Raw genomic sequence first — 15,893 nt, forward strand, 5'->3', positions numbered from 1 at the left:
CATGAGTACAGAATTACTGATCAATGTCACACCGAGCGAAAGCCGTGTTGCCCTAATAGAAAACGGTGTACTGCAAGAAATACAGCTAGAGCGAATTGGTAATCTAGGTATTGTAGGCAATATTTACCTAGGAAAAATAAGCCGTGTACTTCCGGGTATGCAGGCTGCTTTTGTTGATATCGGCCTTGAAAAGGCGGCATTTTTGCATGCATCCGACATTGTAAATAGTGCCTCTATTGTTGAAGGCGTAGACGATGTACCAATAAAAAAAGTACAAGATATTAGAGAGTTAGTTCGTCAAGGCCAATACATTATGGTGCAAGTGGTAAAAGATCCGCTAGGCACTAAAGGCGCAAGACTCACCACTGATATAACTATTCCTTCTCGCTATTTAGTGTTTATGCCAGATGCGACCCATGTAGGGGTTAGTCAGCGTATTGAAACTGAAGAAGAGCGTTCACGCCTTAAAAAAATAGTCGCAGAATATGGCGATGAAAATGGCAGCTTTATTGTGCGTACAGCAGCCGAAGGCGCTAGCGAAGCAGAATTACGACACGATGCCGGTTTTTTAAGAAAACTGTGGGAAAAAATTACAGCTCGTCGCAAAAAAACCAGTAAGGCCAGCATCCTTCACGAAGATTTAACGCTTGCCTTCAGAACCTTACGTGATTACGTAGGCGAAGATATGGAACGCATTCGCGTTGACTCTAAACTTACTCATGAAGAGCTAAAGTTATTTACTGAAGAGTTTGTTCCACAGCTTTCTCAAGTACTAGAATACTACCCAGGTGAGCGACCTATATTTGATTTGTTTGACGTTGAAAACGAAATTCAAAAAGCACTACATCGTAAAGTCACGCTAAAATCTGGTGGTTATATAATTATTGACCAAACAGAAGCAATGACGACTGTTGATGTTAATACTGGTGCATTTGTAGGACATCGTAATTTAGAAGAAACAATTTTTAATACCAACGTAGAAGCAACCTCTGCAATTGCTCGCCAGCTTAGGCTGCGTAATTTAGGCGGTATTATCATTATCGACTTTATCGATATGGTAAGTGAGGATCATAAGCGCCGAGTATTACATTCACTTGAATCAGCACTCGCAAAAGATCGCACTAAAACAAATATCAATGGGCTTTCAGCACTTGGGCTTGTTGAAATGACACGTAAACGTACACGCGAAAGCTTAGAACATATTTTATGTGATGTATGTCCTGCGTGTTCTGGTCGTGGTTCACAAAAAACAGTTGAAACAGTGTGCTACGAAATACTACGTGAAATAGTACGCGTTAATAGAGCATACGCTGCCGATAAGTTTATGGTATATGCAGCGCCTGCTGTAAGTGAAGCCTTACTAAACGATGAGTACCATAACCTTGCCGAGCTTGAACTATTTATTGGTAAGCAAGTCAATATTCAAACAGAGAGCTTATACAGCCAAGAACAGTTTGATGTGGTAATGATGTAATGAAAGCAAAAGCGGTCTGTTTTTTTTGTTTTAGAAAGTTATGGCAGACCTGTGCCATAATTTTGGTATTACTGGCCGTTATTGTTTCAATTTTAAAATATACCCTCCCGTATGCAAACGAATACAAAGGTAATATAGAAAGCTATTTACACGAAAAATTTGAAATAAGCTTATCTATTGGTGAAATATCAGCAAGTTGGCAGGGCAGTGGTCCTGCATTAGTACTAGAGAATTTATCGTTTAAAGATAACGAAACTGCACCAATATCACTCACCATTGCTAAAACCAGCTTAGAGCTAAACTTATGGGAAAGCTTAAAAGCGCTACAACTTAGATCTAATTATTTTGTTATTAATGGTTTTCATACCAGTGTAAATATTACCAACTTATTTAAAACCGGTGACAACGACGAAGTCTCTTTTGAGCAAAAAGAGCTAATTGAAGAGCTGTTTTTGGGTAAAACGGGTCATTTTGCAATAGAAAATTCCAGTATTAACTTTGTTCTAGAAGACGGTAAAGAACGTAAATTACTCCTCAAAAATATTGTTTGGCAAAATGAAGATGAGCAGCATCTTGGTAGTGGGAGCTTAGCACTGCCGGGTATTTCGGTCGGTGATTTTGATGCGCGCATAGCACTTACTGGCGATACCCTAGAGCAAGTTGCGGGCGACATTTATGTGCAGGCTAACAAAGTCGATGTATCTAACTGGTTAGCGCAATATATAAATACGCAAAAGCAACAACTGCATAGCGATATTAATTTACAAGCGTGGCTAAAACTAGATAAAGGTTTTGTAAGCGATATAAAAATGCAGTGGCTACCAAGCTTTGTGCGTTGGCAGCGAGAAGAGCAAAGCCAACAAGTTAGCTTGAGTGAAGGTGGATTCCATCTATATCCCGAGCAAAATAGCTGGCACTTAAAAAGCACCGGTTTAACATTTAATAGTAACGATAAAGCATGGCCAAGTTTAGAGTTTGAAGCTCAACTAGGGGCGACAAATGAAGTGTGGCTCCATCAAGTTGATTTTGAATTACTGAGTAACCTAGCAGGGCTAAGTAATTTTAATGCACTTGAACCATTTTTAGAGCGCCAACCTAGCGGGCAAATAGATCAAGCTTATTTAAATTTTTCCAATGCACAGCAATGGCAATTATGGTTTGAGGCTGACAATATTGGTTGGCAAGAATTAAGATCGGTACCTGCAGCACAAGGACTTAGAGTAAATGGTTTACTTAATCAAAGTAGTGGTCGAATAAATTTATTTGGCGAAAATGGCACATTAGTTACAGGCGAAAGCTTTAGTAACGACATAAATTATAATCAGCTAAATGTAGAGCTAGATTTAGCTAAGCGAGATGATGGCTGGCATATAAGTAGTGACAATATATGGTTTGATAATGATGAAGTCACTCTTGCTGCAGAATTAAAAATTAGTCTAACAGATGATCCTCGATTAGATCTTTATGCTGAAGCGTTCGCCCCAGATGCCAAAATTGCAGGTCATTATTTCCCATTAAAAGCAATGAGCCCTGAGCTCGTTAGCTATTTAAATGGCGCAATTAAAGGCGGAGAAATATCTAAAGCACAAGTCTTATTTGCAGGACCTTTATCTGGTTTTCCATTCACCGATGGCAGTGGCCAGTTTGGTGTATTAGCGCAAATAGATAACGCAACCTATGAGTTTGATCCTGATTGGCCTTTGGTCACCAATGCCGACGTACAGCTACATTTTGATAATGAGCGTATGGACATATATAGCCAGCAAGGTAAGTTGGTTAATTTAGATATTGGTAATAGTGTACAGGTAAGCATTGCAGATTTAATGCATGCTGATGAACTTATTGTGCAAATTGATAAAAAAGCACAAATGGAAAAGTTACATGACTTTTTTGCAGCGACACCTATTGCCAAACCTCTTGCTGAAATTTTTAAAGTTGTGCAGGGCAAAGGCGAAGCCGATGCCAGTATTGAGCTTTTAGTAGGCTCAAAGTTTAAAGGCGGAGCCAGTGTTAGCGGCAAGGTTAATTTAAATGACTTGCCAGTATTTATAGCAACGCCAGGGATTGAGCTTAAAAACTTAACTGGCGAGCTTAATTTTAAAAACGACAATATCACACTTAAAAATGCGACTGCGAAGTGGCTGGGCATGCCGCTAACTATTGATTACAGCAGTAAAAGTGATGCAAAAAATTACCAAGCAAACATAGATATAAACGCCAAAATTGATGCCGATACACTAATAGATAGTGGACAAGGCATATTGAAAAATTATTTAAGCGGGCAAAGTGATGTTGATATTGGCTTAGTACTTAATTTTGAAGAACAAGGTTTTAATTACCGCGCCCAAGTTACTTCGGAGCTACTTGGTCTAACAAGTAATCTACCTGCACCTTATAATAAAAATAGTGAACAAGTGTGGGCGCTTGATGCAGTAGTACAAGGTGATGATATTTCTAATCTCATTACCGCAAACGCTAATCAACAGTTTTACTTTAATGCTATTTTAGAAAATGGAAAATCACAGTTTAGTAATGTCCATTTTGTGCTCGGAAAACAAGATTTAGGATTAAACCAAAAAGACTTAAGCGTAAATATAAATCTTGAACAGAGTGAACTAGTGCCTTGGTTTGATCTGATTGATCAAATAATTAAAGCTGGTAAAGCAAACCCAGATCAAGAATCAAAAGGGATTATGCCACCGCTTAATGAGGTGGTCGCAAATATAGGTTTACTTGATGCGAGTAACATCATTTTTAATGATTTTGAAATGCGTTTAGCACCATCAAAAGACGATTTATACCTAAAGCTAAATGCTAAAGAACTTAGAGCTGGGGTTTTTATTCCTACATCACAGCCTAGCCAGCCCATACGAATTAATGCCGATTACTTAAGGCTTAATTTTGCACCGCACAATGAGCAAGTACTTGAAATAACAGATGTACTTCCTGAGAAAGACTTGAGCTGGCTTACTAAAATACCTGCTATTGAGTTTGAATGTAGTGATTGCAAAATTGACCGCTACCAACTTGATAAAGTGAGTGCGTCATTATTGGGTGATGGTGAGCGCTTATCAATATCAGAACTTGTAGTCGATAAAGGCGATCATGTACTGCGCACTAAAGGGCAGTGGCAAAATGGATTAACAACGCTAAGTGGCGAGCTTAAAAGTGATGACATAGGCGCACTGTTTGGTGAGTTTGATATAACCTCCGCGATTAAAGACTCAAAAGCCGATCTAAATTATGATCTTACTTGGCAAGCAGCACCTTATGATTTTGATGTGAAAAGTTTAAGTGGCGAGATAGCTTGGGATTTAGGAGAAGGTCACTTAACTGAAGTTAGCGATGGCGGGGCACGCGTATTTTCGTTACTGAGCCTTGATTCATTAGTACGCAAGCTGAAACTTGATTTTAGAGATGTGTTTTCAAAGGGCTTTTTTTATAACAGCATGCAAGGCACTATGCAGTTAGAAAACGGTATTGCTTACACTAAAGATACCAAAATGGACGGCGTACCCGCCGATTTAACCATTAAAGGTTATGCAAATTTAAACACGTTTGATATAGATTATGATCTTGCTGTAGCGCCGCAGGTAACCTCGAGTATTCCGGTTATAGTTGCATGGATGGTAAACCCAGTAACAGGGCTTGCTGCCTTAGCAATTGATAAAGTTATTCATTCTGCGCGCGTCATCTCAGAGATCAACTTTAAAGTGACGGGTAAAATGAACGATCCCATTGTTCAAGAACTCGACAGAAAAAGTCGTGAAGTTACGCTTCCTCAAGCTGCGCAAAATCAGCCACAAGCATCAGTCGATTTAAAACTTAAAGATGCACAAGTAACAGTAACGCAATGAACAAAACAGCAAGCATAAGCACTCCCACAATAGTTGCCCTGCAAATGTGTTCAGGGCTAAGCCCTGATGACAACATAGCAAGCTTAAAGCGTGCACTTAAAACACTTCCAGCAACAAGACCATTACTTGTTTGTTTGCCTGAGGCTTTTTTAGTGTTTAGTAAAAGTGGTAACGATACGTTACGTGTTGCTAAGCAAGTTGAGCGATACAAACTACAACTTAGTGAATTGTGCCAACACCATAATATTTGGTTAAATGCAGGGACAATGCCTGAGCCATGTAACGAACATAAATATTATGCAGCATCGCACTTATATAATAATCAAGGCGAGCTGGTTGCAACGTATAACAAAATACATTTATTTGATGTAAACGTAGATGATCAAACAGGTAGCTATCGAGAGTCAGATTTTACCCAAGCAGGTAGCGATGTGGTTGTTGTTGATTCTCCCTTTGGTAAAATAGGCTTAACAGTATGTTATGATCTGCGCTTTAGTGGCTTATTCAATGAACTAGTACGCCAAGGCGCCGATATTATTTTAGTACCAAGTGCATTTACAGTCGTCACAGGACAAGCGCATTGGCAGCCATTATTAGCAGCTCGCGCAATAGAAACACAATGTTATGTAGTTGCAGCAGCTCAGTACGGTACACATGAAAATGGCCGACAAACATATGGCCACAGTATTATTATTTCACCTTGGGGAAATATCCTGAGTGAATTGCCAACAGGCACCGGTTTTATAAACTGCAACGCAGATTTAGACCAGTTACAAAAAATTAGACGAGATATGCCCGTGCAGTCTCATCAACGATTTAGAGAGCATTTATTATGAATTCGGTTGAACAGCATTTACTACACGACAGCCAGCTAAATAGAGAAGAGCTCGAAAAAACGCTCGCTTACATACATCAGCATAAAGTGGATTACGCCGATTTATATTTTCAATCAAGCCACCACGAATCATGGGTGCTTGAAGACGGCTTAGTTAAAGAAGGCTCTTATAACGTTGAACGTGGCGTTGGTGTACGTGCTGTAAGCGGCGAAAAAACAGGTTTTTCTTACTCTGATGCAATCAACCTCGAAGCGCTTAATAAAGCGGCAACAGCAGCACGTAGTATTGCAGATGCCGGCGAAGATAGAGCGATTAAAGTATTTAGTGATGTTAAAGCTAAAGAGCAATTTGCACCGCATCAGCCAATTTCGAGTATGAGCGACACCGACAAGGTGAGCTTATTACGCGAACTTGAAAACTATATTCGCGAACTAGCACCCGATGCAGAGCAAGTAATTAGTTCAATGTCAGCGGTTTACGAAGAAGTATTAATCGCAGCAAGTGATGGTACGTTTGCCACCGATATTCGCCCGCTTATTCGTTTAAACTGCTCAGTACTGCTTGAAAAAAATGGTCGCCGTGAACGCGGTGGCGCAGGCGGTGGTGCACGTTTAGATTATGGTTACTTTAAAGAACTTGTTGACGGTAAACCGCGTTGGATGGAATTTGCCGAAGAAGCAGTACGCCAAGCTAAAGTGAATCTTGAGGCTATTGATGCACCTGCAGGCACGATGGAAGTTGTACTTGGTAATGGTTGGCCTGGCGTGCTTTTACACGAAGCGGTAGGGCATGGGCTTGAAGGCGACTTTAATCGCAAAGGCGCGTCTGCGTTTAGTGGTAAAGTGGGCCAAAAAGTAGCATCTGAGCTGTGTACTGTTGTTGATGATGGCACCATGGCCGATCGCCGTGGCTCACTTAATGTAGATGACGAAGGCACACCAGCCGCATACAACGTACTCATCGAAAACGGTATTTTAAAAGGTTATATGCAAGATAAGCTAAACGCGCGTTTAATGGGTGTAAGCCCTACCGGTAACGCTCGTCGTGAGTCGTATGCACATTTACCAATGCCTCGCATGACTAACACCTACATGTTAGGTGGTGAGCACAGCCAAGCCGATATTATAAGCTCAGTTAAAAAAGGGGTATTCGCGCCTAACTTTGGCGGCGGACAAGTTGATATAACGTCTGGTAAGTTTGTATTTAGCGCATCAGAAGCGTATTTAATCGAAAATGGTAAAATTACCCAACCAATTAAAGGCGCAACGCTTATTGGTAATGGCCCAGAAGTAATGCAGCAAATATCGATGGTTGGTAACGACTTAGCGCTTGATAAAGGTGTTGGTGTTTGTGGTAAAGATGGTCAAAGCGTACCGGTAGGCGTAGGCCAACCAAGCCTTAAAATTGATCGGTTAACAGTCGGTGGTACAGCTTAAATATTACTCAAGCGCGAAGTGAATTCGCGCTTTTTGTTTTAATGAAGGCGAGGTTGTTTAGGCGTCTCCTTCATCCTCTTTATTTTTTTCAGCCTCTTTATACCATAATGCAAAAAAGCACTCTGTTAATTTATGCTCTATCTCAAGCGCTTTTTCTGTTGGGCAAAACAAGGTAAAGCTTGCTTTAAATTCACCTAAATCGGTTGTACCAAAGTGAATTACTGGTTCTGGGCCAGATATTTTTGCATCAAGTTTACGCTCAATCATCGAATTATAACGGCTTGCTACTTCTTGAAACTCTTCGCAATACAGCTTAGCTTGCTCAGTTAATGTGTCGTGAATAGGGTACGGATTAAAGCTCTCTCTTCGGACAATAATAAAATGATGTGTAACAAAGCGTTTTACAAAGTTTAAGTTTTTAATAGAGCTGGTAATCAGCTTATTATTAGGTATGTATATGGTTTTTCTAGAAAATTGATAAGTATGTATATCAATTTCATGCATGGTTGTTTTTATCCAATCCGTTTCAGCTACTTCACCAAAATAATCACCAACTTGTATCCAATCACCGACTCTAAACGGGCGGGTTGTTACGAGGTAAAAAAAGCCTATTACACACTGAATAAACTCACGCGTTGCAAGCACAATCGCTACAGCAAAAGCAGCAATAGAAAGTGCAAAGTTTTGAATTTCGGTAGACCACACAAATAGCAGCGATATCATCATTACAAAATTAATAAAATGCTTAATATTGTGTGCGATGTAACGAATATCTTTTTCTTTTTTTTCTGCGCGATTTTTAGCCAACTTATCAACAAGTACTTTTAGTACAAATGCAATTGTGATCATTACAATTGAAAGAAGAAACGGATGCAGCAATATATCTTTAGTCATAATATCCAATTAAACGCGAGTTGATAAAAACAGGCTCAGTATATTGATTTATTAAACCAATTAGCAAATTTAGTGCAAAAAAAGTAACCAATAAAAATGGAGAAACGCTATTGAGTTACTTCATCAGTGCAATGTTTGTGATTTTTAGCCATTCTTTTTCGGCATATGAGTACAAGCTCAATGGCTGAAATAAAGATTAGAGTATAGCCAAGCGTTTCTATACCCTCTTCAACAATGTTTTTTACTGCACGTACGTAGTCATCGCCCATTACTGAATGCCAAAATGCGCCTTTGCCCATCATTCGCGAAAATGCGAGTAAAGTAACCATGCCTGATAAGCAAATTCCATAACTAGGAGTGAAGCTATAGGCTTTTAAAGCGTTAAAAATACTTCCTTTGTTTGTTATTAAATAAACAAACACACCAGCTAAAATTGAATAGACGATACTTTGCCAAGCGCCATCAAAAAAGTATAAGTCGAGGTAGGTATCAAACTCTCTTACAAACATCATTGCCGATAACGCAGCAAGTAATACTGCCGGTATTTTGAGTTGAAAGTTAATTCGCGAAGCATAGAAAAACAAAATACAGCTTAAAAAAGTTAAAACATCTTGCATATGTTCAGTAAGAGTTTCTTCACTGTAAAGTGCATACTGTTTTAATTCAAACCCTTCAAGTTGAATTAAATGAGCAACACCCGCTAGGCATAATAAATAAATAAAAGATCGCAGTAAAAACATAAATAACCAAGAGAAACTATAAATGCGCGAGATTCTAATTGTAAAAATGCCTTAAAGCCAAAACAAAATTTAAACTTTTAATCTTTTTATCGGTCTAATATTTTTACTGTTAAAATAATGGCTTAGATATTTATTTAATGTTGAATGGATGTTTTTAATGTGACGTTTTAAGTGGTTTGTTGTGCAAAATATAACAAGCATTAAAAAGCCCTTACTATTTACTTAGCAAGGGCTTTTTATAATTGAGAACTTAGAGTTTAGCGCCTAGCGCATCGTTACAAATTCTTCCGAGCCTGTCGGGTGAATCGCAACAACGGCATCAAAATCAGCTTTAGTAGCGCCCATTTTCATGGCAACGGCAAAACCTTGAATCATTTCATCAACCGCAAAACCAATACCATGTAGGCCAACTACTTTTTCGTCAGGGCCGGCACATACAAGTTTCATTTTACAAGGCTGGCGATGTTTAGTTACCGCTGTGTACATAGCCGTAAAACCAGATTGGTAAATTTTAACGTTTTCTTCGCCGTACTGAGAAATAGCTTCTTGCTCAGTTAAACCAATAGTACCAATAGGTGGATGACTAAATACAACAGTAGGAACTAAGCTGTAATCCATTTTTAAATCATCTGGTAGTTCTTTATTAAATAAACGCTCAGATAAAGTACGGCCTGCTTTTACTGCTACCGGTGTAAGTTCAATACCATTTTCGATGATATCGCCAACCGCGTATACATTTTTAGCTGTGGTATTTTGATACTCATCAACTTTTACAAAACCATCGCTGTTAACTTCTACGCCGGCAGCAGCTACATTAATTGCATCTGTTGTTGGCTGGCGGCCAATGGCCCAAATAACTTGATCAACGTTATGAGTTTTGCCGTTATCTAAATGCAGTGTTACAGAGCCATCATCTTCTTTTACCAATTTATTTGGTACAGAGTGAGTATGTAAAGTAGGGCCTTCGGCAGCCATTACTTCAACAAGCGTATCTACAATATATGGGTCAAAACTACGAAGAGGGGCATGCTTACGTACAAATAAATGTGTCTCAGTACCTAAACCATGTAATACACCAGCAAGCTCAACGGCTATGTAGCCTGCGCCAATAACGGCAACGCGCTTAGGTTGCTCTTTAAGCTCAAAAAAGCCATTTGAATCAATGCCGTGCTCAGCACCTTCAATATGCGGAATGCTTGGGCGGCCGCCTACTGCAATTAATATATGGTCGGCTGTGTAGTGCTCGCCGTTTACTTCAACTGTTTTATTATCTACAAATTTAGCAAAGCCTTTAATTACAGTAACGCCATTGCTAGCAAGGCCACTGTCGTAACCTTTATGAATTCGGCCTATGTAGGCTTCACGGCTTTCTACTAGTTTGCTCCAATCAAAGCCTTTTACTTCAACATTAAAGCCGTAATCTGGGGCATATAAATTAATTGCTTCAGCAACCTGAGCACCGTGCCACATTACTTTTTTAGGTACGCAGCCTACGTTTACACACGTGCCGCCCATGTGTTTTGCTTCTATAAGTGCTACTTTAGCGCCACGCATTGCCGCTCTATTTGCAGAGGCAATACCACCACTGCCACCACCGATTGCAATATAATCAAAGTGTTGTGTCATTTTATGTCCTTAGGCGTTGAGTTTTATGCGCATTAGCATAACATTAAGTTTTAAAAATAAAGAGTGTTTAGGTGACCTATGTTTAGTAAAAAAACATTCGAATTTCTTGCTCAGCTTGATAAAAACAATAATAGAGACTGGTTTAACGACCATAAATCACAGTATGAGGAATACGTAAGAGAGCCCGCTTTAGATTTCATTAGGCAAATGCAAGCACCACTTGCTGAGGTTTCTAGCCATTTTGTCGCATCAGATAAAAAAGTGGGCGGTAGTTTAATGAGAATCCATAAAGACGCGCGTTTTAGTAAAGATAAAACCCCGTATAAAATTAATGTAGGGATTCAATTTCGCCATTTTATGGGAAAAGACGTACATGCCCCGGGTTTTTACTTTCACTTAGCAAATGACGAATGTTTTGTAGGTGCTGGTATTTGGCGACCAGAATCAAAGGCGCTTAACGCAATTAGAACCTGCATAGATGAAAACCCAAATAGCTATAAAAAAGCAATTTATGATGAGCAATTTAAATCTATATTTGAAATGTCAGGAGAATCGCTAAAACGCCCGCCAAGAGGTTTTGAAAAAGAGCATCCCTTAATAGATGAGCTCAAACGAAAAGACTTTATAGCCATTAGCTCGCTTAATCAAAAACAAGTATGTAGCAATAATTTAGTTGATACGGTACTAGAACGTTATAAAGTGGCCGACTCATTAATGGGTTATTTGTGTTTTGCTCTGGAGCAACCTTATTAAAATTAAACAACTTAAAAGCGGCTGAGTTGTTTTTTTACTTTTAGACCCAATTTAAAACGTAATGCATTAACGCAAAGAGAGTATTTATGAGCAACCCATTAATTGGCCTTGAAGGCTTACCACCATTTTCAAAAATAAAGCCTGAGTACGTAGTACCAGCACTAAAAGACGGTATCGAGCTTTGTCGTAAAGCCATTGATGACGTGTTAGCTAAAGGCTCGTATACGTGGGATGACTTAGTATTACCCCTTGAAGAAGCTGACGATAAATTATCGCGCATGTTCTCCCCTGTATCGCATTTAAATTCAGTAATGAATAACGACGAATTACGTGAAGCTTACGAGCAGTGCTTACCGTTAATATCTGAATATTCAACATTTGTAGGTCAGCACCAAGGTTTATACAACGCGTATAATACGCTTTATAACAGTGACGAATTTAAAACGCTGACTACAGCACAACAAAAAACAATTACTAATGCGCTACGCGATTTTAAATTATCGGGTATTGCTCTGGCGGCAGAGCAGCAAACACGCTACGGCGAAATTAGCGCGCGTTTATCAGAGCTTGCCTCAAAATTTGGTAACAACGTAATGGATGCCACACTTGCTTGGCACAAGCATATTACTGATGAAAGCGATTTAGCAGGCTTGCCAGAATCTGCTTTAGCACTTGCAGCTGATACAGCAAAAAGTAAAGAATTAGAGGGTTGGTTATTTACACTCGATTTTCCATCATATTTACCAATAATGGCTTACGCAGATAACCGCGAATTACGCAAAGAAACTTACACCGCGTTTTCTACGCGCGCATCAGATCAAGGCCCTAACGCCGGTGAGTTTGATAACTCTGACATTATGAGTGAGGAGCTTGCGCTTCGCCATGAACTTGCACAGTTACTAGGGTTTAACAGCTACGCTGAAAAGTCACTGGCAACTAAAATGGCCGAAACACCAGAACAAGTATTCTCATTTTTAGAAGACCTAGCGGCTAAATCAAAACCACAAGCAGAGCAAGAAGTGGCCGAGCTAAAAGCGTATGCTGAGCAAAAACACGGTATTTCTGAATTAGAAGCATGGGATTTTGGTTACTACAGCGAAAAGCTTAAGCAAGAAAAGTATGCAATTTCAGACGAAGTACTACGTCCTTACTTCCCAGCAAATAAAGTGCTTAGCGGCTTATTCGAAACCGTTAATCGCTTATTTGGTATTAGCGTAAAAGAAGTTACTGATTTTGATACTTATCATAAAGATGTACGCTTTTTTGAAATTGTAGATAGTAGCAATACGCTTCGTGGACGCTTTTATCTAGATTTATATGCACGCGACCACAAACGTGGTGGTGCGTGGATGGATGACTGTATGGGTCGTAAAGTACGTGCTAACGGCGAACTACAAACTCCAGTGGCTTATTTAGTGTGTAACTTTAATAAGGCGGTTGGCGATAAACCGGCGCTGTTTACTCATGACGAAGTAACTACTTTATTTCATGAGTTTGGTCATGGTATTCACCACATGTTGACACAAGTTGATGCTGCTCCTGTTGCGGGTATTAATGGTGTTGCATGGGATGCGGTAGAGCTTCCTAGTCAGTTTTTAGAAAATTGGTGTTATGACGAAGAAGCCCTGAGCTTTATTTCAGGTCATTATGAAACGGGTGAGCCGTTACCTAAAGAGCTACTTGATAAATTACTAGCGGCTAAAAACTATAACTCAGGCGTACAAATGCTACGTCAAATTGAGTTTTCGTTATTCGATTTTAAAATCCATAACGATTACAAAGCGGGTGAGCAATGCCAAATTCAAGCAGTACTAAACGATGTGCGTAGCCGCACATCAATCGTTAAACCGCCTGAGTTTAACCGTTTTCAAAATGGTTTTAGCCATATTTTTGCCGGTGGTTATAGTGCAGGTTACTACTCGTATAAATGGGCTGAAGTACTTTCTGCTGATGCATTTTCTAAATTTGAAGAAGAAGGTATTTTTAACGCTGAAACAGGGCAAGCCTTCATGCAAAATATTTTAGAAAAAGGCGGCAGTGAAGAGCCAATGGAATTATTTAAAAAGTTCCGTGGTCGTGAGCCAAATGTCGACGCGTTACTACGCCATAGCGGTATTGCTGTTTAAAAATTAATATTTAGCACAAACCAAATTAAAGCGCCTATATGGCGCTTTTTTATTATTTTAAAATTATTATCTAATAATTTTTAGTAATTTCATCCTACCGTACTATGCTTTTAGCACACCTAATAAAATGGACTAAGGCATGGCAAAGTTGGTATTGGCAATTGATGACGACAAGTATGTTCATCATATAATTGAAGAGTCTTTAGCAGGGTTTTGTAAAATAATTCATGCAAAAGATGGCGATGAAGGATTAAGGCTAACCAATAAATACAACCCAGATATTATTTTACTCGATATTGAAATGCCAGGTATGTCAGGTTATGACGTATGTAAAACAATAAAGCAAAGTCAAAATACTCAGGATATTCCCGTTATGTTTCTCTCATCTAAAATAGAGCTAAGCGACCGGGTAAAAGGTTATAGCGTCGGCGCATCCGATTACATTACAAAACCTTTTAATGCAGAAGAGTTAATAGCGCGAATAAAGGTACTTTACGAATATAGGCAAAAATGCGCAAAACTAAAATTGGATATAGTAAAAGCGAATAAAACAGCTGAAATGGCAATGACAGAGTCAGGCGATATGGGGCGTATAATGCGCTACGTTGGACAAAGTTATCACGCTAATAACTTTCAATCGTTGAGTGAATACTTTTTTACCTTTTTTGCTCCTTTAAATTTAGATGTTGTGGTGGTGTTTTGGTATCAAGGAAAAGGTATTTTTTACAGCCAGCAAAGTGGTGTTTGCCCGTTAGAGCAAGAGCTGCTTGAGCAACATCGAAATGCTCAACGATTTGTTGATATTGGTAGCAGCACTATTATTAATTACCCCAAAGTGTCCCTTTTGATAAAAAATATGCCAGTTGATAACGATGCTTTGTATGGGCGCTACAAAGATCTGTTCCCGCATATATTAGAAGTAACCAACGAGAAGGTTGTTACCATGGAAAGAAGCGAAAGCAGTTATGAGCAGGCAGCTCAAATAAGTACAGCCCTTCAAGATATTGTTAAGCAGTTAACTACTCAAAATGTAGAGCAAAACAAAAGTACTAAAGAGTTTATAGAGCAGCTACATGAACTTGACTGCGCTATTAAGCTACAACAAACACAAGCAAATCCTGCGGATCTCACTTTATATATATCTCAATTGGATCAAACAATGCAGTTATTTGTATCGGCTAATAGTGATTTAGCCTTTATCAAATATCAGCTTAAACAAGTTGCCGAAAGCCGCAATGAACTTATATCCAATTTACGTACTAAAGCGGAAGCCGCAAAGGTCAATACGAATCATCATAGTGATATAGAGCTATTTTAGTGCTTTAAAGTAAAGCGGTTGATATACTACAGGCGTATTTTATCGTCGGAGTTTATTGTGGTTATTCAGTGTGCTTTTAAAGAGTTACGCCCTTATTTAAATGAATTAGAAACACGCTTTGGTTTAGCCCAATGGGCGCAAAATTGCAGTGGCTTTAGCTTACATTACGATGATAAAGGGTTAAGTCTATTTAAAACCGACGAGCCTAAGCTAGGTGCAATTAACGTTGATTTTGTAACCGGTGCTGCCGCCCATAGGCGTAAGTTTGGCGGTGGTAAAGGGCAAGCAATTGCCAAAGCGGTGGGTTTAAATAAAGGTGCAACGCCTGTTGTACTTGATGCTACCGCTGGTTTAGGGCGAGATGGTTTTGTACTTGCCTCGCTAGGGTGCAAAGTTATATTACATGAACGTCACCCGGTTGTAGCTGCACTTTTATACGATGGTTTAAAGCGAGCCTATAGCGATATTGAAATTGGTTTGTGGATGAAAGAAAACATGAGCCTAATATTTGGCTCAAGCCATACTTTGCTCTCTCAATGCGAAAGCATGCCTGATGTTGTTTATTTAGATCCCATGTTCCCGCATCGCGAAAAATCAGCATTAGTTAAAAAAGAAATGCGCGTATTCCAAGAGCTTGTTGGTGCAGACAACGACGCTGACGACCTACTTGATTTTGCCTATCCACTTGCCAGTAAGCGTGTTGTTGTAAAGCGCCCCGATTACGCTCCATTCTTAAACGAAAAAACTCCAAGTATGCAGATCAAAACCAAAAAGAACCGTTTTGATGTCTATGTAAAAGCGGCAATGGTTTAAGCATCAAAACAAATCGGCGT

At 39.3% G+C, this 15,893-nt stretch carries 11 protein-coding genes; 8 read left to right on the top strand and 3 right to left on the bottom strand.

All coding sequences use genetic code 11. The features are described from left to right. The first annotated feature begins 1 nt into the window (after window position 1). Genes rng through tldD form a run of 4 tightly spaced genes read left to right on the top strand, consistent with a single transcriptional unit; the run spans window position 2 to window position 7,603 of the window. Window positions 2-1,474 carry a ribonuclease G gene (gene rng, locus I6F44_RS00370; protein ID WP_007586345.1) on the top strand — a complete coding sequence of 491 codons (1,473 nt, stop codon included), beginning with the start codon at window positions 2-4 and terminating at the stop codon, window positions 1,472-1,474. Next, entirely contained in the window at window positions 1,474-5,331 is a 3,858-nt protein-coding gene (locus tag I6F44_RS00375; protein WP_197173086.1) for a YhdP family protein, read from the top strand. The genes rng and I6F44_RS00375 overlap by 1 nt, the downstream gene beginning before the upstream one ends. Then, window positions 5,328-6,167 carry a carbon-nitrogen hydrolase family protein gene (locus I6F44_RS00380; protein WP_197173087.1) on the top strand — a complete coding sequence of 280 codons (840 nt, stop codon included), beginning with the start codon at window positions 5,328-5,330 and terminating at the stop codon, window positions 6,165-6,167. Before I6F44_RS00375 ends, I6F44_RS00380 begins: the two co-directional genes overlap by 4 nt. Continuing rightward, entirely contained in the window at window positions 6,164-7,603 is a 1,440-nt protein-coding gene (gene tldD / locus I6F44_RS00385; RefSeq protein ID WP_101163214.1) for a metalloprotease TldD, read from the top strand. The genes I6F44_RS00380 and tldD overlap by 4 nt, the downstream gene beginning before the upstream one ends. 57 nt (window positions 7,604-7,660) lie before the next feature. Here tldD and I6F44_RS00390 read toward each other — a convergent pair whose 3' ends face one another. The 3 genes from I6F44_RS00390 to gorA form a co-directional block, all read right to left on the bottom strand. Continuing rightward, the gene (locus I6F44_RS00390; protein WP_197173088.1) at window positions 7,661-8,497 is read right to left on the bottom strand and encodes a mechanosensitive ion channel family protein; all 837 of its coding nucleotides are present in this window, start codon (window positions 8,495-8,497) and stop codon (window positions 7,661-7,663) included. 107 nt (window positions 8,498-8,604) lie between these two features. After that, window positions 8,605-9,237, bottom strand: a complete 633-nt coding sequence (locus I6F44_RS00395) for a hypothetical protein (protein WP_024594473.1) — start codon at window positions 9,235-9,237, stop codon at window positions 8,605-8,607. A gap of 264 nt (window positions 9,238-9,501) precedes the next feature. Beyond that, window positions 9,502-10,863, bottom strand: a complete 1,362-nt coding sequence (gene gorA / locus I6F44_RS00400; protein WP_024594474.1) for a glutathione-disulfide reductase — start codon at window positions 10,861-10,863, stop codon at window positions 9,502-9,504. Between the two features lie 78 nt (window positions 10,864-10,941). Between gorA and I6F44_RS00405 the strand changes: the two genes are divergently transcribed. From I6F44_RS00405 to I6F44_RS00420, 4 genes are all read left to right on the top strand, one after another. After that, window positions 10,942-11,616: a DUF2461 domain-containing protein gene (locus tag I6F44_RS00405; protein ID WP_197173089.1), complete on the top strand. Its 675-nt coding sequence runs from the start codon at window positions 10,942-10,944 to the stop codon at window positions 11,614-11,616. Between the two features lie 86 nt (window positions 11,617-11,702). Beyond that, window positions 11,703-13,742: an oligopeptidase A gene (prlC, locus tag I6F44_RS00410; protein ID WP_197173090.1), complete on the top strand. Its 2,040-nt coding sequence runs from the start codon at window positions 11,703-11,705 to the stop codon at window positions 13,740-13,742. Between the two features lie 139 nt (window positions 13,743-13,881). Continuing rightward, window positions 13,882-15,060 carry a response regulator transcription factor gene (locus I6F44_RS00415; RefSeq protein WP_007586368.1) on the top strand — a complete coding sequence of 393 codons (1,179 nt, stop codon included), beginning with the start codon at window positions 13,882-13,884 and terminating at the stop codon, window positions 15,058-15,060. Window positions 15,061-15,117: 57 nt separating this feature from the next. Next, a complete protein-coding gene (locus I6F44_RS00420; RefSeq protein WP_010554084.1) occupies window positions 15,118-15,873 on the top strand; it encodes a class I SAM-dependent methyltransferase in 756 nt (251 codons plus the stop codon). The last annotated feature ends 20 nt before the right edge of the window (window positions 15,874-15,893 follow it).

Origin of the sequence: Pseudoalteromonas sp. NZS11_1 (assembly GCF_015864275.1) — a bacterium.
Classification (GTDB): domain Bacteria; phylum Pseudomonadota; class Gammaproteobacteria; order Enterobacterales; family Alteromonadaceae; genus Pseudoalteromonas; species Pseudoalteromonas arctica.